This window comes from Bradyrhizobium sp. USDA 4506, from assembly GCF_054058795.1.
On sequence record NZ_JBSSBM010000002.1, the window covers coordinates 4,964,203 to 4,981,935 of the forward strand.

17 protein-coding genes and 1 pseudogene are annotated in these 17,733 nt (G+C 65.7%); 7 read left to right on the forward strand and 11 right to left on the reverse strand.

Features of this window, described 5'->3' with window-relative positions; all coding sequences use genetic code 11:
- Together ACVIHF_RS25715 and ACVIHF_RS25720 are read right to left on the reverse strand one after the other, a co-directional pair.
- Positions 1-1,047 carry an FAD binding domain-containing protein gene (locus ACVIHF_RS25715; protein ID WP_456792731.1) on the reverse strand — a complete coding sequence of 349 codons (1,047 nt, stop codon included), beginning with the start codon at positions 1,045-1,047 and terminating at the stop codon, positions 1-3.
- On the reverse strand, positions 1,044-1,541 hold the full coding sequence (locus ACVIHF_RS25720; RefSeq protein WP_456792732.1) for a (2Fe-2S)-binding protein: 498 nt from the start codon (positions 1,539-1,541) through the stop codon (positions 1,044-1,046). Before ACVIHF_RS25720 ends, ACVIHF_RS25715 begins: the two co-directional genes overlap by 4 nt.
- A 152-nt stretch (positions 1,542-1,693) precedes the next feature.
- Here ACVIHF_RS25720 and ACVIHF_RS25725 point away from each other — a divergent pair, with 152 nt between their 5' ends.
- A complete protein-coding gene (locus ACVIHF_RS25725) occupies positions 1,694-2,326 on the forward strand; it encodes a TetR/AcrR family transcriptional regulator (protein WP_253607318.1) in 633 nt (210 codons plus the stop codon).
- Positions 2,327-2,445: 119 nt separating this feature from the next.
- Here ACVIHF_RS25725 and ACVIHF_RS25730 read toward each other — a convergent pair whose 3' ends face one another.
- The 4 genes from ACVIHF_RS25730 to ACVIHF_RS25745 all read right to left on the reverse strand — a co-directional run bounded on the left by ACVIHF_RS25730 (position 2,446) and on the right by ACVIHF_RS25745 (position 4,493).
- Positions 2,446-3,045: a hypothetical protein gene (locus ACVIHF_RS25730; RefSeq protein WP_456792733.1), complete on the reverse strand. Its 600-nt coding sequence runs from the start codon at positions 3,043-3,045 to the stop codon at positions 2,446-2,448.
- Positions 3,046-3,097: 52 nt separating this feature from the next.
- Positions 3,098-3,286: a hypothetical protein gene (locus ACVIHF_RS25735; protein WP_253607316.1), complete on the reverse strand. Its 189-nt coding sequence runs from the start codon at positions 3,284-3,286 to the stop codon at positions 3,098-3,100.
- Positions 3,287-3,321: 35 nt separating this feature from the next.
- Positions 3,322-3,810, reverse strand: coding sequence for a hypothetical protein (locus ACVIHF_RS25740; protein WP_456792734.1), 489 nt, complete (start codon positions 3,808-3,810; stop codon positions 3,322-3,324).
- Between the two features lie 329 nt (positions 3,811-4,139).
- Complete coding sequence (locus ACVIHF_RS25745) at positions 4,140-4,493, reverse strand: hypothetical protein (RefSeq protein ID WP_456792735.1); 354 nt, start codon at positions 4,491-4,493, stop codon at positions 4,140-4,142.
- 146 nt (positions 4,494-4,639) lie between these two features.
- On the opposite strand from ACVIHF_RS25745, the gene ACVIHF_RS25750 reads away from it, so the two are divergent.
- Positions 4,640-4,843, forward strand: coding sequence for a hypothetical protein (locus ACVIHF_RS25750; protein WP_016844551.1), 204 nt, complete (start codon positions 4,640-4,642; stop codon positions 4,841-4,843).
- A 384-nt stretch (positions 4,844-5,227) separates the two neighbouring features.
- A pseudogene (locus ACVIHF_RS25755) lies at positions 5,228-8,361 on the forward strand (multidrug efflux RND transporter permease subunit).
- Between the two features lie 261 nt (positions 8,362-8,622).
- Here the strand turns inward: ACVIHF_RS25755 and ACVIHF_RS25760 are convergent.
- Together ACVIHF_RS25760 and ACVIHF_RS25765 are read right to left on the reverse strand one after the other, a co-directional pair.
- Positions 8,623-9,888, reverse strand: a complete 1,266-nt coding sequence (locus ACVIHF_RS25760) for a D-amino acid dehydrogenase (RefSeq protein ID WP_456792736.1) — start codon at positions 9,886-9,888, stop codon at positions 8,623-8,625.
- 106 nt (positions 9,889-9,994) lie between these two features.
- Positions 9,995-11,323, reverse strand: coding sequence for an aspartate aminotransferase family protein (locus ACVIHF_RS25765; RefSeq protein ID WP_035631725.1), 1,329 nt, complete (start codon positions 11,321-11,323; stop codon positions 9,995-9,997).
- Positions 11,324-11,483: 160 nt separating this feature from the next.
- On the opposite strand from ACVIHF_RS25765, the gene ACVIHF_RS25770 reads away from it, so the two are divergent.
- Together ACVIHF_RS25770 and ACVIHF_RS25775 are read left to right on the forward strand one after the other, a co-directional pair.
- Positions 11,484-12,032 carry a cupin domain-containing protein gene (locus tag ACVIHF_RS25770; protein WP_018273259.1) on the forward strand — a complete coding sequence of 183 codons (549 nt, stop codon included), beginning with the start codon at positions 11,484-11,486 and terminating at the stop codon, positions 12,030-12,032.
- A gap of 67 nt (positions 12,033-12,099) precedes the next feature.
- Positions 12,100-13,635, forward strand: a complete 1,536-nt coding sequence (locus tag ACVIHF_RS25775; RefSeq protein WP_456792737.1) for a lysozyme inhibitor LprI family protein — start codon at positions 12,100-12,102, stop codon at positions 13,633-13,635.
- Positions 13,636-13,936: 301 nt separating this feature from the next.
- Here the strand turns inward: ACVIHF_RS25775 and ACVIHF_RS25780 are convergent, their stop codons facing one another.
- Complete coding sequence (locus ACVIHF_RS25780) at positions 13,937-14,689, reverse strand: Crp/Fnr family transcriptional regulator (RefSeq protein ID WP_057015183.1); 753 nt, start codon at positions 14,687-14,689, stop codon at positions 13,937-13,939.
- Positions 14,690-14,828: 139 nt separating this feature from the next.
- On the opposite strand from ACVIHF_RS25780, the gene ACVIHF_RS25785 reads away from it, so the two are divergent.
- Both ACVIHF_RS25785 and ACVIHF_RS25790 read left to right on the forward strand, forming a co-directional pair.
- The gene (locus tag ACVIHF_RS25785; RefSeq protein WP_057015184.1) at positions 14,829-15,260 is read left to right on the forward strand and encodes a hypothetical protein; all 432 of its coding nucleotides are present in this window, start codon (positions 14,829-14,831) and stop codon (positions 15,258-15,260) included.
- 118 nt (positions 15,261-15,378) lie between these two features.
- Positions 15,379-15,783 carry a DUF4864 domain-containing protein gene (locus ACVIHF_RS25790; protein ID WP_225160594.1) on the forward strand — a complete coding sequence of 135 codons (405 nt, stop codon included), beginning with the start codon at positions 15,379-15,381 and terminating at the stop codon, positions 15,781-15,783.
- 7 nt (positions 15,784-15,790) lie between these two features.
- Here the strand turns inward: ACVIHF_RS25790 and ACVIHF_RS25795 are convergent, their stop codons facing one another.
- Together ACVIHF_RS25795 and ACVIHF_RS25800 are read right to left on the reverse strand one after the other, a co-directional pair.
- On the reverse strand, positions 15,791-16,948 hold the full coding sequence (locus ACVIHF_RS25795) for an MFS transporter (RefSeq protein ID WP_375162585.1): 1,158 nt from the start codon (positions 16,946-16,948) through the stop codon (positions 15,791-15,793).
- A 212-nt stretch (positions 16,949-17,160) separates the two neighbouring features.
- Entirely contained in the window at positions 17,161-17,628 is a 468-nt protein-coding gene (locus ACVIHF_RS25800; RefSeq protein WP_233475444.1) for a hypothetical protein, read from the reverse strand.
- Between the last annotated feature and the right edge of the window lie 105 nt (positions 17,629-17,733).

Sequence of the window (17,733 nt, forward strand, 5' to 3'; positions counted from 1 at the left end):
TTACGCTCCTGCAACGGATGAGAAGGGAGAGCCCGGCAGCGCGGGAATCCGGTCCGGCGTGCCTGCGGCAGCAAGGGTGAGCGCGCGCACGACGATGCGCTGCGCGAGCTCGATCTTGAAGGCGTTGTCGCCAGACGGCCTTGCATCGGCGAGCGCGGCGCGCGCCGCCTCGCGGTAGGTCGCCGCGTCCGGTGCGGCGCCCACGAGCACCTGCTCGGCCTCGCGCGCCCGCCACGGCTTTGCCGCGACGCCGCCGAGCGCCAGCCGCGCCTCGCAGATTTTTCCATCCTCGATGCGCAAGCCGGCCGCGGCCGAGACCACGGCGAACGCATAGGACGTGCGCTCGCGCACCTTGATGTAGCGCGCATGCCCGGAGAAGCCTTGCGCTTCGGCCGGCAGCCGCAGCGCGACGATCAGGTCGCCGCGCTCCAGCGCGGTCTCGCGCTCCGGCGTCTCGCCCGGCAGACGGTGCAGCGCCTCCAGCGGCAGCTCGCGCCGGCCGGTCTTGCCCTCGATCTCGACGACGGCGTCGAACGCGACCAGCGGCACGCAGAAATCCGACGGATGGGTGGCGATGCAGCCCTCGCTCCAGCCGAGCACCGCGTGCAGGCGGTTCTCGCCCTTCAGCGCGTCGCAGCCGGCGCCCGGCCAGCGCCGGTTGCAGGCGCTGCCGGCGTCGTAGAAATAGGCACAGCGCGTCCGCTGCATCAGATTGCCGCCGACGGTCGCGGCATTGCGCAGCTGGGCGGACGCGCCCGACAGCAACGCCTCGGCGACCGCCGGATAGCTGCGCGCGAACTCAGCGTCATGCGCGAGATCGGCATTGCGCACCAGCGCGCCGATCCGCAAGCCGCCGTCGGCCAGATGCTCGATGCGGTCGAGCCCCGGCAGACGCGTGACGTCGACGAGGAGGCTCGGCCGGCTGACGCCACCCTTCATCAGGTCGAGCAGATTGGTGCCGGAGGCGAGATAGCTCGCGCCCTTCTCGGATGCCGCCGCGACCGCGTCCGCGACGCTGGCCGGCCTGACATAATCGAAGTTCATCATGCGGAGCGCCTCTGCTTGGTCGCGTTAATGTCGGCCTGCGCCTCGAGCACGGCCTCGGTGATTCCTTGATAGGCCCCGCAGCGGCACAGATTGCCGCTCATGCATTCCCGCACGCGCTCCGGATCATCGCCGGCCTGGCCTTCCTGGATCAGGCCGATGCCGCTCATGATCTGGCCCGGCGTGCAGAAGCCGCACTGGAAGCCGTCATGGGCGATGAAGGCGGCCTGCACCGGATGCAGCTGGTCGCCGCGCGCGACGCCTTCGATGGTTGTGATCTCGGCGCCGTCATGGCTGACGGCAAGCGCGAGGCAGGAATTGATGCGGCGGCCGTCGATCAGGACGGTGCACGCGCCGCACTGGCCGCGGTCGCATCCCTTCTTGGTACCGGTGAGGTCGAGCCGCTCGCGCAACAGGTCGAGCAGGGTTACGCGGGGGTCGTCGAGGGCAATTTCCCGGCGGACACCGTTGATAGTGAGGCTGAGTGGGAGATTCATGCAGGGCTCCGATCCGTGTATGGTCGGTTTGAATCGAGGCAACGGAAGCCCGTGGCCGCCGATGCAGGATCGGCGCGCCTTGTCAGGTCCGGTGCTGGTCGCCATATACGGAGGCATCCTCCGTTTACAAGGGAGGGTGAAAAGAAAAAGCGATGGCCGGTCGATCACCAGAAATTGCACGCAAGCCCCGCGCCGACGCCGTGCGCAACCGCGAGCGCGTGCTGGAAGCGGCCAAGGCCGTGTTCTCGGCCGGCGGCAGCGAGGCGAGTCTCGAGGCGGTGGCGCGCCATGCCGGCGTCGGCATCGGCACGCTCTATCGCCACTTTCCGACCCGCGAGGCGCTCTACGAGGCGGTCTATCGCCGCGAGGTCGAGCAGCTCGGCGATCTGGCCGAGCAGCTGCAATGCGCCCCCGAGCCGGTCGAGGCGCTGCGCCGCTGGCTGCGCGCCAATGTGGAATTCGTCGCCACCAAGAAGGGCATGGTCGCGGCACTGGCGCTGGTCGCGCACGGCTCGACCGAATTGCACGCCTATTCGTTCGACCGCCTGACCAGGGCGATCGGCACCCTGCTCGCGCGCGCGGTCGCGGCCGGCGCGATCCGCGGCGACATCAGCGCCGAGGACGTGCTGCGGGCGCTGATCGGCATGTGCTACATGCACGACCAGCCCGGCTGGCAGACCACCGCGCTCAGGCTGTTGGATGTGTTCGTGGACGGCTTGCGGGTGCAGCCGGTCGGCACAACGGCAAAGCCTGCGAAGAAAGCCAACCCAAAGCCGTCGCGCTGACCTTACCCATCGTAGCCCGCATGAGAGCAGCGACATGCGGGACCGACCGCCCCGGATGTCGCGGAGCCTGTCATCGGCGGGCCATCGCGCGACCCGTTGGCTCAACGGGCTATGCTTGTTCAGGCCTCCATGTTGAAGAGGATGCCGAGCGGCAGCCGGGGTCCTGCCGGATTGACATGAAGCACCGCATCGATGGTGCGCGCGGCGGGGGATGACGGCTTCATCCAGTCAAGATGACCGGCGAGCCAGGATCGCGGTTCCGCAGCCAGCACGATCGCCGCCCCCCAGTCATCCAGCGGATTGTCGCGGGCCAGCGCCTGCTCGCGGCCGGGAATGGTTGTGCCGGCGGCGCCCATCAGATGATGCAGCACCGCCTTGGCAAGCAGGTCGTCGAAACGTCCGTCATCGACCCGTTCGCTCCCGACCGCATCGATCGCGAACAGCGCGTCGGCTTCGGCGCGACTGACCGAATGTCCGGCGCGACCGGCGGCACAGAGGATGCGCGCACATAGCGCGGCGTCGGCGGCGTCGATCGTTCGCGAGAAATGCGCCCGGCCGGCCACCGTGGGTCCCTCGCCCGCGATGATGTCGCAATACACCAGCGCGAGCGCCGCGGCGCTGCGGGCCGCAGCGTCGGACGTTGACCTCGCGATTTCGGCAACAATATCCTCCGCGCCGCGAGGCGCATGCGGGGGCAGCTCAAACTCATGGGCACGCATCGATCGCTCTGCTGTTGATTGCCGCCCGCCCCACGATGGCGGCGGCCACCGCTCAAGGACGTCCGGTGCGTGGCCGCAGCCACCGCATGATGATTTCATGCGGTGTTCGCCGGCTGCTGCGCGGCAGGTCGTGCCGCTGCAGCGCCGCCGTTGCAAAGGCGGCCGCCTGCTCGCTGGATTGCCGTTTCTCGCGCGCCAGCAACATCCATTCGCGGATCACGGCGCGTCGCACCTTGGACATGGCGATTTCCCTTCGCGATAGCCGCGTTCAGCGCGTCAGGCCGCCAGCTGCAGCGGATGGGCTTGCGACCTCCGTGCCGACAGCGCGCAGCCGTACTGATGCACGATGCCCTGTTCGACGACGAAGCCGCGCCGCTCCAGCGACGCCCGCAGGCTTTGGTTGGCCGAGGACTTCTGGGCATCGACCCACACCACCAGCACCGCACGGGCGCTAAGGACATTCGTCAACCAGTCCAGCGCCGGCTCGAGCGAGAGAAGCGTGCGCCGCCGCCAATCGACCAGCGCAACGTCGTACTGACCGGCGGGGCGGCCGCAATTGCCCGACGCCGCCGCGCGCGCGTAGCCGCGCCGCTGTAGCTCGAACATCAATTCCATGCTCCTCGTGCCGGCCACGACGATGCGCTGTTGCGTCGTGCAGCCGGCAAGCGCGATCATCGGCTCGATGATCCGGTCGCCGATAGCAATCTGAAGCGAAGACATGACATCACCTTTCGGTTCGCTGCCGCGCTCGCGGCCGAACCTCAACAGTCTGGCCTGCACGCGAGAGCGTCTGCGTCGGGCTCAATATCTTCAGGGCGGGATATGAATTCGAGAGCGCTGCGGGCTCTACGGCATACGAGCCGCATAGGCCTGCGCCCGGATGCGATGACGGCGGTCGCTGAGCACGGTGGCCGCGCAAGTGTGCTAAAGTGCACAGACGATCGGGTTGGCATTCGGTTAGATCGTCGCATTGCCAAGCCTGGTACATACATATCTGTTCATATTCGCGATCCAGCCCGGCCATCGTGCCGGGCTCTTTCATTGGCCCATCGCGCCCGTAATGAAAGACCCCGCGCTGAGGCGGGGCTTTCGGATCATCGCGGATTGGTCCGCGTTCCGCTGTTGTTGCCGGGCAGGTTCGATGTCCCAGTCCCGGTCGCCGAATTGTTGTTTGGGTCGGTCCAGTAGTTCGGCGTCGAGGTGCCTGGGTTGTTCATGTTCCCGGTCGTGCTGCCGGGCGGATTGCTCATTCCCGAGCCTGTTCCCATCCCGGTGGTGCCGCCGGTGCCGGTTCCTGCGCCGGAGCTTCCAGGCCCCGCGCCTGCACTCGCGCCTCCGGCCGATCCGCCACCGGCGCCGCCCCCACCACCGCCGCCACCCTGCGCGAAGGCGAGCGATGTCGACAGTATCATGGCCGCAGCCAATCCGATCGTTGCCAGTTTCTTCATGTGATATCCTTTCCTGGTTCGGCCGGAAGCAACGTGGACCGCACGGCGCACGTTCCCGCACGGCGGGACACACATCCGGCGCGGGCTCGCGAGGAACATGATGCTGGCTGTCCTGTTGAGCGGGATAGCGTTCCCGGAGATGCGCGATGAAGACGCTTCAAATGCAGCACGAGATCACGGCCGAGCTGGAAAGACGATCCGGTGTCACTGGCCTGAAGCTGATCCGGCTTAAGGGCTATACGCCGAGCTGGGATCTCGGCGGCACCCGCGAGACGGCGCTGGACGAGGCGAAGGAAAAAGAACTTCGCGACATCGTGACCAGGATGCAGGACGAGTTCGACATCGCCTAGGACCACTGCACGAGCAAGTTGCACCGGACAAGCGGCGCCTGAACAATCATGACGCCCCCTCGTGGCGTCGAGCCAACCGCGCGCGCAATAATATGTCGTCCCACGATATATTCTGCGCCAGCGACATTTTTGACGCTTCCCAAACGGCGATAACGGCACGCGAATTCCGGCCATTGAACGAACGTCGAATGTGCGATCCGACGTTTCCATTCGCGCGGCATGCCCCGGAATGATTATGCTGGCAAAAAACAGGTAGACGCGGAGGCAGCTCCGCGATCTGCCGATTGGCCATGGCGAGGAAAACGCGCGTTCGCGCTCGAGCTTTCGAGGACGACTCCCGACCTTCGGGAAAAGATGCGCCTGCCGTTCATTTGGATCGCAGAAATGAACGAGAGCATCTCATCTCGGTTTATCCGCTACCCGATCGGCACCTCGCTGCTGATGGCCGGCATTCTGTTCGTCGGAATGGTCGCCTATCCCCTGTTGCCGGTCGCGCCGCTGCCGCAAGTCGACTTTCCGACCATCCAGATCTCCGCAAGCCTGCCCGGCGCCAGCCCGGAAACCATGGCCTCCTCGGTTGCGCAGCCGCTGGAGCGGCAATTCGCGCAGATTCCGGGCATTGCCCAGATGACCTCGACGAGTTCGCTCGGGTCGACCGCAGTCACCATTCAGTTCGATCTGAACCGCAGCATCGACGGCGCCGCCAATGACATCCAGGCGGCGATCAATGCCGCAGGTGGCCAGTTGCCCAAGAACCTGCCGACGCCGCCGACCTATCGCAAGGTCAACCCGGCGGACTCGCCGATCCTGCTGCTGTCGGCGACCTCGGACACCCTGCCCCTCATCACCGTGAGCGACGCGGTCGACGCCCAGCTCGGGCAGCAGATCAGTCAGATCTCGGGCGTCGCCCAGGTGTTCATCGGCGGGCAGCAGAAGCCTTCGATCCGCGTGCAGATCGATCCCGCCAAGCTGGTCGCCAAGGGGCTCTCGCTGGAAGATATCCGCGGCCAGATCGCGATCACGACGGTCGACAGTCCGAAGGGCAACATCGACGGCACGAGCCGTGCCTACACGATCTACGCCAACGATCAGTTGCTGGATGCCAAGGACTGGAATGACGTGATCATCGCCTACCGCAACGGCGGCCCGTTGCGGATTCGCGACATCGGCCAGGCCGTCGCCGGGTCGGAGGACATGAAGCGGGTCGCCTGGGCGGACGGCAAACGCGGCGTGTTCCTCGTCATCTTCAAGCAACCCGGCGCCAACGTCATCGGAACGGTCGACAGGATCAAGGAGCAGCTTCCAAGGCTCGTCGCCGCGATTCCGCCCGCCATCAAGATCAAGATCATCAGCGACCGGACATTGACGATCCGCGCCGCGGTCGAGGACGTGCAGATCACGCTGCTCATCACCATCGTTCTGGTCGTCATGGTGATCTTCCTGTTCCTGCGCAGCTTCTGGGCGACGGTGATTCCCGCCGTGACCGTGCCGCTCGCGCTGCTCGGCGCCTGCGCGCTGATGTGGGTGTTCGGCTACACGCTCGACAACCTTTCGCTGATGGCACTGACGATCGCCGTCGGCTTCGTGGTCGACGATGCCATCGTGATGCTGGAAAACATCACGCGATACGTCGAGCAGGGCGCGCGCGGCCGCTCGCCGCGGCATTGCAGGGCGCCGGCGAGATCGGGTTTACCATCCTGTCCATCAGTATCTCGTTGATCGCGGTGCTGATCCCGCTGCTGCTGATGGGTGGCGTGATCGGCCGACTGTTCCGCGAATTCGCGGTGACCCTGGCGATGGCGATCTTCGTCTCCCTGGTGGTGTCGCTGACGCTGACGCCGATGATGGCATCGCGCTTCCTGCGCGCGCATGGAGAAACCAGGCACGGCCGGCTCTACCAATGGAGCGAGGCGGCATTCGACAGGATGCTGCATGCCTATGAGCGAGGGCTTGATCGAGCGCTGAGCTGGAGCCGGACCACGCTCTGCATCTTCTTCGCCACGGTCGCACTGTCGCTCTATCTGTTCGTGATCATTCCGAAGGGATTCTTTCCGCAACAGGACAATGGCTTCCTGAACGCGGTGTCGGAGATGGCCCAGGATATCTCTTTCGCCGACATGGAGCGGCACCAGGAAGAACTCAGCAGGATCGTTCGGGCCGATCCCGCGGTGGAGAGCATGGCCGAGTTCATCGGCGGCGGCGGTACCGCGCTGAATTCGGGTCGCATGTACATCACGCTGAAGCCGCGCGAGGAGCGCGACGCGAATGCGCAGCAGATCATCGCGCGGCTGCGGCCGAAGCTCGAGGCGGTCGAGGGAGCACGTCTCTACATGCAGGCGTCCCAGGACGTCCGGCTGGGCGGCCGCGCCACGCGGACGCAGTTCGAATACACGCTGCAGGATGCAAAGCTCGACGAGCTGAACGAATGGGCGCCGAAGATTCTGGCCAGGATGAAGACGCTGCCGGAACTGCGCGACGTCGCCACCGACCAGCAGACCGAGGGAACGACGCTGACGCTGACCATCGATCGCGACACCGCGTCGCGCTTCGGCATCCAGCCGCAATTGATCGACGACACGCTGTACGACGCGTTCGGCCAGCGCCAGGTGACCCAATACTTCACCCAACTCAACAGCTATCACGTCATCCTGGAGATCCTCCCGGAATTGCAGGGCAAGCTCGACACGCTCAACAGGCTCTACATCAAGTCGCCGACCACGGGGGACGAGGTGCCGCTCTCCGTGTTCTGCAAGTGGACCACGATTCCGGTGCGCCCGCTGGCGATCGCGCACCAGGGACAGTTTCCTGCGACCACGATCAGCTTCAACCTCGCGCAAGGGGTGGCGCTCGGCCAGGCCACCGATGCGATCCAGAACGCCGTCGCCGATCTCGGTGCTCCAGCCACGCTCAGCTCGAGTTTCCAGGGCACCGCGCAGGCCTTCCAGCAATCACTGAGCTCGGTGCCGCTGCTGATCCTGGCCGCGCTGGTCGTGGTCTACCTGATCCTCGGCGTGCTCTATGAAAGCTACATCCATCCGCTCACGATCCTGTCCACGCTGCCATCGGCCGGGGTCGGCGCGCTGGCGATCCTGATGGCGTTCGGATTCGATTTCAGCCTGATCGCGCTGATCGGCATCATCCTCTTGATCGGGATCGTGAAGAAGAACGGCATCATGATGGTCGATTTCGCGATCGCCGCCGAACGCGAGGAGCATCTGTCGCCGCGTGAATCGATCCGGAAAGCAGCCATCCTGCGTTTCCGCCCGATCATGATGACGACGATGGCAGCCTTGCTCGGCGGCGTCCCGCTGATGCTCGGCACCGGAACGGGATCGGAAATCCGTCAGCCGCTCGGCTATGCGATGGTCGGCGGCCTGATCGTGAGCCAGGCGCTCACGCTGTTCACAACGCCGGTCGTGTATCTCTATCTCGACCGATTCTCGAATGCGCTGTCGAGCTGGACGGCAACGAAGAAAGACGACGATGCCGAACCGCCCGTGAAGAACGCCGCCGAATAGTGCGTGACGAGATTGGGGCAAAATCGCAGCCGCGACGGTGCTGCGCTCCCTCTCCCCGTTCTTACGGGGAGAGGGTTGGGGTGAGGGGCCGTCTCAGCGTATTCGGCGACCGCCGCGTTTGCGGAGATTCCCCCTCACCCGGAACGCATCTAACGATGCGTTCCGACCTCTCCCCGCGCGCGGGGCGAGGTGAAGCGGAGCCCGTTGCACGATTCAAAATAAACTCATCTTGCGCCAGCAGCTCGCGTACGGCGATGCGGCCTACCCGAACCTGACATCGTAGCGCTTGATCGACAGCTCCTTGGTGTCGATCTCGGGCTTCTTCCCCGAGAGCATGTCCGCCAGCACCCGGCCCGAGCCGCAGGCCATGGTCCAGCCGAGCGTGCCATGACCGGTGTTGAGGTGCAGATTGGCAAAGCGCGTGGCGCCGATCACCGGCGGGCCGTCCGGCGTCATCGGGCGCAGCCCGCACCAGAAGGTGGCCCTGGCAAGGTCGCCGCCGCGCGGAAACAGGTCGGTCAGCGAATGATCCAGCGTCGCGCGCCGCGCGGCGTAAAGCTTGGTCGAATAGCCCGAGATCTCGGCGGTGCCGCCGACCCGAATGCGATCGCCGAGCCGGGTGATCGCGACCTTGTAGCTCTCGTCCATCACGGTCGATTCAGGCGCGCCGGACGCGTCCTTGATCGGAACGGTGATCGAATAGCCCTTGACCGGATAGACCGGCAGCGAGATGCCGAGCGGCCGCAGCAGGATCGGCGAATAGCTGCCGAGCGCCAGCACATAGGCATCCGCCGTCATCATTCCGGCGCTGGTCGCGACGCCGGTGATCCGGGTCGTGTCCGCATTCAGTCCGTCGATGCCGACATTGAAGTTGAAGCGCACGCCGAGCTTCTCGGCTTCCAGCGCCAGGGCCTGCGTGAACATGTGGCAGTCGCCGGTCTCGTCATGCGGCAGCCGCAGCCCGCCGGCGAACTTTTCCTTCACGCCGGCCAGCGCGGGCTCGGCGGCGATGCAGCCCTCGCGGCCCAGCACCTCGAACGGCACGCCGTATTGCTTCAGCACCGCGATGTCGTCGCCGGTGTGATCGAGCTGGGCCTGCTCGCGAAACAGCTGCAGCGTGCCGCGCGCACGCTCGTCATAGCGGATGCCGATCTCGCTGCGCAGCGCCTGCAGGCAGTCGCGGCTGTATTCCGCGATCGGGATCATCCGGCTCTTGTTCACCGCGTAGCGCGACGTGGTGCAGTTGCGCAGCATCTTCAAGAGCCAGAGCCACATCACGGGATCGAGCTTGGGGCGGATCACCAGCGGGCCGTGCTTCATCAACAGCCACTTCACCGCCTTGACCGGCACGCCGGGGCCGGCCCAGGGCGACGAGTAGCCCGGCGACACCTCGCCGGCATTGGCAAAGGAGGTTTCCAGCGCGGGCTTCGGCTGACGGTCGATCACCGTGACCTCGTGGCCTGCGCGCGCAAGGTAATAGGCAGAGGTGACGCCGATCACGCCACTGCCGAGAACAAGGACCTTCACTTTTCCTCACATCCTGCAGCGAAAACGCAATCGCCGCTGCGAAACCACTCTGCTTCGCAACGGCGACAGCAATTTGTAGAGCTAGCTAATATCTAGCTAGCAATTATCAGGCCACGCGCTTGATGGAGTCGCCGAGGATCGAGACGATGTCGTCGATGTGCGACTTCTCGACGATCAAAGGCGGCGACAACGCCAGCGAGTCGCCGCTCATGCGGAAGTAGAGGCCGCGGTTGAAGCAATCGACCATGATGTCGTAGCCGCGCGCGCCGACGACACCATCGCGCGGCGCGACTTCGACCGCACCCATCAGGCCCTGGTTGCGGATGTCGACCACGTTCGGCAGGCCCTTCAGCGAATGCAGGGCATCGCGCCAGTAGTCGGCGAGCGAGGCGCCGCGGGTCAGCAGAGCTTCGTCCTTGTAGATGTCGAGCGTGGCAAGACCCGCCGCGCAGGCCACCGGATGCGCCGAATAGGTGTAGCCGTGGAACAGCTCCATGGCGTTGTCCGGACCAACCATCAGCCCGTCGTGGATCTGGCGGCTGGTGAACACCGCGCCGCACGGCACGGTGCCGTTGGTGATGCCCTTCGCGGTCGTCATCATGTCGGGCGTCACGCCGTAGAAGTTGGCGGCGAACGGGGTGCCGAGGCGGCCGAAGCCGGTGATGACCTCGTCGAAGATCAGGAGGATGCCGTGCTTGGTGCAGAGCTCGCGCAGGCGCTGCAGATAGCCCTTCGGCGCCGGCAGCACTGCGGTCGAGCCCGGCACCGGCTCGACGATCACCGCCGCGATGGTGTCGGCGCCATGCAGCGCCACCATCCGCTCGACGTCGTCGGCGAGCTCGGCGCCGTGCTCCGGCTGGTCCTTGGCGAAGGCGTTGCGGGCGAGATCGTGGGTATGACGGATGTGGTCGACGCCGGGCAGATGGGTCGCGAACTGGCGGCGGTTGGCGACCATGCCGCCGACCGACATGCCGCCGAAGCCGACGCCGTGATAGCCGCGCTCGCGGCCGATCAAACGGGTGCGGCTCGGCTGGCCGGCGGCGCGGTGATAGGCGAGCGCGATCTTCAGCGCGGTATCGACCGATTCAGAGCCCGAATTGGTGAAGAAGACGCGATCCAGCCCCTTCGGAGCGATCTCGGCAAGCCGCTCGGCAAAATCGAACGCCAGCGGGTGGCCCATGTTGAACGAGGGCGCGAAGTCCAGCGTCGAGAGCTGCCGCTCGACCGCGGCCGCGATCTGCGGGCGGCCGTGGCCGGCGTTGACGCACCACAGGCCGGCTGAGCCGTCGATCACCTGCCGGCCGTCGACCGAGGTGTAGTACATGCCCTTGGCGGACGAGAACAGCCGCGGTGCCTTCTTGAACTGCCGGTTGGCCGTGAACGGCATCCAGAACGAGTCGGTCTTGATGGTGTTCGGAATCTGATGAACGGTCACGGCGGCGCTCCATTGCTGACTGATGCTAGTCGGACCACTCTTCCAGGCACTCAACAAGTCCTTTTCTGCCGCAGCGCAAGCCATTGATCTTGTTGAGGCGGTCTGCCAAGATTTGTTCGATCCGCAACATCTGCAACAGGAATTTGCCAAGGGGACTGCCATGAGCGTCGACATCGGCGGTCGGCTTCGATTCATCCGCGCGCGGCACAAGCTGTCGCAGCGCGAGCTCGCCAAGCGCTCCGGCGTGACCAATTCGACGATTTCGCTGATCGAATCCAACCAGATGAACCCGTCGGTCGGCGCCCTCAAGCGCATCCTCGACGGGATCCCGATGGGGCTCGCCGAATTCTTCGCGATCGAGCCGGAGCGGCCGCGCAAGGCGTTCTATCGCGCCGACGAACTGACCGAGATCGGCAAGAAGCCGATCTCCTACCTGCAAATCGGCGACAGTCTGTTCGGCCGGGCGTTGCAGATCCTGAAGGAGCGCTACGAGCCCGGCAGCGACACCGGCCGGGTGCCGCTGGTGCATGAGGGCGAGGAAGGCGGCATCGTGGTCTCGGGCCGGCTCGAGGTCACGGTCGACGACGAGCGGCGGGTGCTCAACGCCGGCGACGCCTATTACTTCGAAAGCCGCCGCCCGCACCGCTTCCGCTGCATCGGCGCCAAGCCGTGCGAGGTGATCTCGGCCTGTACGCCGCCGACGTTTTGAACCCGGCGCGCGCGGCGGGCGACCCAAGCCGCAGGGGCCGCATGGCGCGGCCGTGCGGGTGACGTCGATGCCTTGCTCTCCACGGCTTGCGGCCGCCGCCGCGGCCATCGCGGTCCTTGCGTCCGGCCCGTCCGTTGCGATGGACGACGATCTGCGGGCATCGAGCAGCGCGCCGACCGCGATCAGGCTGTGCGGCGATAGCGGCGACAGCACGATCAAGACCGCGGACTGCAGGAAGGCCGGCACCGACAGGCTGGTGACGCAGATCGACAGGGTGTTCGACGCGGCGCTCGGCAGGATGCCGGCGAACGTCAAGCCGCTCTTGAAGCGCGACCAGGCCTGGTTCAACGAGATGATCATCGACGCCGCCGAGGTGCTGGCCGATAGCGACGCGGACGAATTGAAGGAGAGCTTTGCGCAAGCCCTGCGGCGCCGCGCCGCCGCGCTTGAGGGAATGGCATCCGGCCGTCCCGGCATCGCCGGCAACTGGGTCAATGCTTTCGGCAACATCACGCTGACGCCGGCCGACGGCGGCACCTATCGCCTCGCCGCCGATCTGCGCGGCGACTATGGCGGCGACCGCAAGCGAAGCTGCAAGCTCACCGTCGACCTGAAGCCTTCGGGGAATGGCTGGCTCGCCGGCACCGTGGTGATCAATACGGACACAGCGGCCGACAAGCCGAAAGCCGACGCTGCGGCCGCTCCCGCCAGGCCGCCGTCAGTCAAACTCCGCCGCCAGGGCGAGACCTTGCGGATCGTCGGCAGCATCGATGACGAGGAATGGAACGGCGTCGCCGACTGCTCGTCGATGTGGCAGGTCACCGGCAGCTATTTTGCCGCCGGCAAGGATACGGCATCCGACCGGGCGGACACCGCCTTCGTCGTCCCGACCTTCGACTGCACCAGGCCGGAGACGGCGACCGACGAGGAAATCTGCGCCGACCCTGATCTGGCCGACAACGACCGGCGGCTGAACCGCGCCTGGAAGGCATTGCAGCCGCACCTCGACGAGGCGACGCGGCGCGCGCTGATCGACGACCAGCGCAGCTGGGTGAAGAGCCAGACGCAGCAATATCCCGAATTCCTGCACCCGGCCTGGAACAAGCAGAGCTCCCAGGTTCACTTCACCGTCGATGCCCGCGACCACGTCGACGGATTGCAGCGCGAACGCCTGGCGCTGCTCGAAGGCTTTGACGACAAGCGCAGCGGGCTTGCCGGCATCTGGCTCGCCCATAACGCCGTCATCAAGATCACCACCGAGAGCAGCGGCGCCGTGAAGGCGACGGGATGGAAGTGGGACCAGGGCGACTGGAAGGCCGGCTGCGACTACGAGATGACGGGCAAGATCGTCGGCGGCACGTTCCGCTCCGACGAGCAGCGCAAGAACGCGGACACGCTCGAGCGCGACCATGCCATGCTGATCGTCAACCGGCAGGACGATCTGTTCGCGAAGAAGCGCTACTCGAACAAGGACGGCACCACCGAGAACAAGGACGCCGACGAAGCGAAATGCAAGCGCCGGCTCGACAATTCCTCGACCGCGCGGCTGTTTCCCGCCCGCCCCTCGCCGGACATCGACAATTTCAAGGGCTCGATCAGATAGAGCGTCTTCAGGCGAAGTGGATACCGGTTCGCGTGACGAAAACGCGTCAAGACAACAATCCAGAGACCCGTTCCGATTCAATCGGACCGGAATGGCTCTGATCACGCGACAGTATCACAGATCGCGCGTCTGCCGGTCGCCCCAAGCAATAACGGCGGCAATGGTGGCGAACATCGCGGTGACCGCGATCATGACGAGGATGGTGTCGAGAGGCATGGGTCGTCTCCTGCATGTGATGGAGAGACCTAGCGCGCCTGCGCGCGCATCGCCTTGTGCTGGATCAAAAGCCGACGCCGCAGCGTCAGCTCGCGCCGCTCAGCTTGAGCCGTTCGAGGTCGAGCAGCCGCACGCCATCGGGCACGATCAACACCACCTTCTCGCGCGCAAGGCGGGTCAGCGTGCGGCTCACCGTCTCGATGGTGAGACCGAGATAGTCGGCGATGTCCTGCCGGCTCATCGGCAGCGGCACGGTGACAGACACGCTTCCGATCCGGGCGTATCGCGTCTGCATGTGGAGCAAGAATGCAGCGATCTTTTCCTCGGCACTGCGCCGTCCGAGCAGCAACATCTGGTCCTGCGCCAGGCTCAACTCGTGCCCCGCGAACTCATGTAGGCGGCGCAGCAGATGCGGCTTGCCGTCGACATAGGCGAGGAACGCCGATCGCACGAAACGGCAAACCGCGACGTCGTTGACCGCCTCCGCGGTGACGCCGTAGCGGTCCTGCAGCGCAAGTCCGAGGAAGTCGCCCGGCAGCGCGAAACCCACGATCTGGCGGCGGCCGTCGGGCAATGATTTGTAGAGCCGCACGACCCCGTCGGTGACATTGAACACGCTGCCCGCCAGCGCACTCTGCTCGAACAGCGTCGTTCGCGCCGGAACCTGCTTTGCCTGGCTGATCCGGTCGAGCTCCTCGAGCTCGGACGGCTCCAGCGCAGCGCAGACGCTGAACAGCCTGACCTTGCAGTCCTCGCAGCCATTCGTGGCGCGGCCGTGCCTGCAGTCGGAACGCGTCGCGCCTGCACACGAATCCTGCAGTGGCTCGGCAATGCTCATGGCTTCGGGTGTCCGCTTGGTTGGGTGCTTGACACTATCAACCCCGATTTGATCTGGATCAACCGCCGGCGGCATTGATGCAGATCAATGCTGCGCCGCGCTTTCCCCAGCAGTTTCGCCATCATCGGGGAATCCGGCGATGAACGAGCAATTCCAGGCACTTCCGATCGACCATCAGCATGCGATCGTGGCCTATCCGCTGGTGTTCATGCATGATGCCAGTATTACCACGGATCAATGGCTGCGGTTCGTGCGCCGGCGCTGCCGCGGCAGCTCGCCCGAGACCGGGCTGATCGCGATTCGCGATCGCCGCGGCGTGATCCATGCCCTGTTCAGTTACCGCATCGACAACGACCTGCGCGTCCGCAAGCGGCTCAGCATCGGCGATCTGATCGTCGCGCATCTGCCCGGCTCGCGGATCGACGATGCGGTGTCGAACGTCATCGCCGAGGTTTCGGCGCAATACGGTTGCCAGATCGTCACCATCGAGCAGCCATTCGCAACGCGTCATGCGCGGCACGCCGGATGCCCGACTGCCGAGGCGCTGCGGCACCATCGGCGCGTCAACTGACATCGCGCTGCGTGGCCGTTCGGAGCCAGCCGCCGAATGCGCCTGCTCCGTTGCCGCCGTGGTCGTGCGGGAGTAGCCTTGCGGCGGCTGGAAGGTCGACTGTCGACGGTGCCACCGCATGCGCATCATCCTGATGTTCGTCGCTATTCTGCTCGGCTCGCTCGCTCCCGCAGCGGCCGACGACGTCGGCGCCGCGCAGGCCGTGATCCGCGCGCAGGAGCAGGCGTTCGGCCGCGACGACGCCGCGGCGGCCTATTCGCATGCCGCGCCGGCGATCCGGCAGATCTTTCCGCAAGCCGACATCTTCATGTCGATGGTGCAGAACCAATACGCGCCGGTCTATCGGCACAGGAGCTTCGAGTTCGGCGAGGCGCGCAGCGACGGCGACCGGATCGCACAGCGCGTCCATATCGTCGACGCCAATGGCGAAGCGTGGGAGGCGCTCTACACGCTGGAGCGGCAGGCCGACGGCAGCCTGAAGATCACCGGCTGCTCATTACTCAAGGCCGGCCAGGCGGTGTGATCGAGAATTACGCCAGCGCCACCCGCTGCCGCGAGCGCATCATGAGCAGCAGGATGATGCTGACATTGAGCAGGTTCCAGGCGAGGCCGTTGGCGAAGGCGGCGGCATAGGAGCCGGTGGCGTCGAAGATCACGCCCGAAATCCAGCCGCCAAAGGACATGCCGAACACCGAGGCGAAGATCACGATGCCGATCCGCGTCGCGGCCTCCGACGCCGGCATCGCCTCGCGCACGATGATCGCGTAGCTCGGCACGATGCCGCCCTGGAACAGGCCGAACATCGCCGAGATGATGTAGAGCGAGGTCAGGCTGTCGAAGAACAGATAGAACAACAGCGCCGCGCCTTGCGCGATCGAGCCGATCAGCAGGGTGCGGATGCCGCCGATCCGGTCGGCGAGGAAGCCGGAGCCGATCCGGCTGATGATGCCGAAGCCGAGCATCAGCGACAGCATCTCGGCGCCGCGCGCCACGCCGTAGCCGAGATCGCCGCAATAGGCGACGATATGGACCTGCGGCATCGACATCGCCACGCAGCAGGAAATCGACGCGAGCGACAGTATCGCGGTCAGCGCGTTGGTGGAAAGCTTGAGGTCGACCCGGGGTGGTGCCGCGTTGCCATGGCTGCGCCTGGTCGCCGCGCCCATCAACACGCGCAGCACCATGAGTGCCAGCAACATCGCGATCGCGGTGAAGATGCCGATTGCAATATGGGTGGTGCGCCAGCCGACACTCTGCATGCCGAAATTGACCAGCGGCGGCCACACCGTACCGCCGACGTAATTGCCGCTCGCGGCGATCGCGACCGCGAGGCCGCGGTAGCGCTCGAACCAGTGCGACGCCTCCGCCATCAACGGGCCGAAGGTCGCCGCCGACGACAGGCCGATGGCAAAATGCAGCAGGATGAAGGCCCAGATCGACGGCGCGTAGCCGGCGCCGACATAGCCGAGGCCGAGGATGCCGATCCCGGCGCCGATCGCCGCGACGATGCCGTAGCGGTCGCTGATCTTGCCGGTCACGACCTGGCCAAGGCCGAAGCCGAGCATCACCATGGTGAAGGCGAGCGAGGCCGTTCCGCGGGTCGCGCCGAAGTCCGTCTGCACCACGGGCAGCGCCACCACGACCGACCACATGCCGACGCTGCCGAGCGAGCCGATCACCACGGCCACGACAAGCCGCAGCCATGCCCGGCGCGAGTCGGGAATGAACGTAGCGACTTCAGGGGAAAATTCAGAAGAAATTACCACGGCAGGCGGAACTTCGTCGGCATTTGCCTCCGGGTCAAGCCACATTGCCGAGAGATTAGGCATGCGCCAGCAAGGGGACGCCGCCCCTTGAAACGGCACGCTCCGCGGCGGATTCGCGCGCGGCTAGCGTCGCATCAATTCCCGAAGTTCGGGTCCTGCGACTGGAACGGGCCGCATTTGGCGCGTTTCGCAAACCGCTGATCGAAATCGACCGTGCCCCCGCCCACCGGAATCTGTGTCGGCGGCAGTCCCCTTGTGTACTGGTCGACGGTCACCGTCTTCTTGTCCGCGCTCATCGTGACGCGAACCGGCTCAAGCGGCTTGCCCTTGTTGGCCTCGGTCAGGTCGAGCGCGTAGTAGCCGATCACCGTCTGGCCGGCGCGCAGGCCTTGGCCTGCCAATGCAACCGATAGCGGTAGATAGACCTCCATCCTGACGCCTTCGCCGTCGCACGCCAGCATGCGCATCATGGCGGCGTCCTGGCCCGGAGGCTTTGCGGCAGCACCCGTCGCGACGGAAAGGGTGACAGCCGCGACAGCCCCGAAACCACCAATCCAGGGTTTGCCGGTCGTTGCCGCCGCACGGTCTCCTTGGCTTGTCATGGAATCCCCCGACACGAAGCGACTTGCTCGGTATTTCGTCTGACGTCGAGGCTGGGACGTTCAATCCCGGTCCGTCCTCCCTCCCCGATCGGCGCCTCCGTGCGC

Excerpts from the sequence above, each read along its gene's own strand:
- ACVIHF_RS25715 (WP_456792731.1), bottom strand. The coding sequence starts at position 1,047 with ATGATGAACTTCGATTATGTCAGGCCGGCCAGCGTCGCGGACGCGGTC.
- ACVIHF_RS25720 (WP_456792732.1), bottom strand. The coding sequence starts at position 1,541 with ATGAATCTCCCACTCAGCCTCACTATCAACGGTGTCCGCCGGGAAATT.
- ACVIHF_RS25725 (WP_253607318.1), top strand. The coding sequence starts at position 1,694 with ATGGCCGGTCGATCACCAGAAATTGCACGCAAGCCCCGCGCCGACGCC.
- ACVIHF_RS25730 (WP_456792733.1), bottom strand. The coding sequence starts at position 3,045 with ATGCGTGCCCATGAGTTTGAGCTGCCCCCGCATGCGCCTCGCGGCGCG.
- ACVIHF_RS25735 (WP_253607316.1), bottom strand. The coding sequence starts at position 3,286 with ATGTCCAAGGTGCGACGCGCCGTGATCCGCGAATGGATGTTGCTGGCG.
- ACVIHF_RS25745 (WP_456792735.1), bottom strand. The coding sequence starts at position 4,493 with ATGAAGAAACTGGCAACGATCGGATTGGCTGCGGCCATGATACTGTCG.
- ACVIHF_RS25750 (WP_016844551.1), top strand. The coding sequence starts at position 4,640 with ATGAAGACGCTTCAAATGCAGCACGAGATCACGGCCGAGCTGGAAAGA.
- ACVIHF_RS25770 (WP_018273259.1), top strand. The coding sequence starts at position 11,484 with ATGAGCGTCGACATCGGCGGTCGGCTTCGATTCATCCGCGCGCGGCAC.
- ACVIHF_RS25775 (WP_456792737.1), top strand. The coding sequence starts at position 12,100 with ATGCCTTGCTCTCCACGGCTTGCGGCCGCCGCCGCGGCCATCGCGGTC.
- ACVIHF_RS25780 (WP_057015183.1), bottom strand. The coding sequence starts at position 14,689 with ATGAGCATTGCCGAGCCACTGCAGGATTCGTGTGCAGGCGCGACGCGT.
- ACVIHF_RS25785 (WP_057015184.1), top strand. The coding sequence starts at position 14,829 with ATGAACGAGCAATTCCAGGCACTTCCGATCGACCATCAGCATGCGATC.
- ACVIHF_RS25790 (WP_225160594.1), top strand. The coding sequence starts at position 15,379 with ATGCGCATCATCCTGATGTTCGTCGCTATTCTGCTCGGCTCGCTCGCT.
- ACVIHF_RS25800 (WP_233475444.1), bottom strand. The coding sequence starts at position 17,628 with ATGACAAGCCAAGGAGACCGTGCGGCGGCAACGACCGGCAAACCCTGG.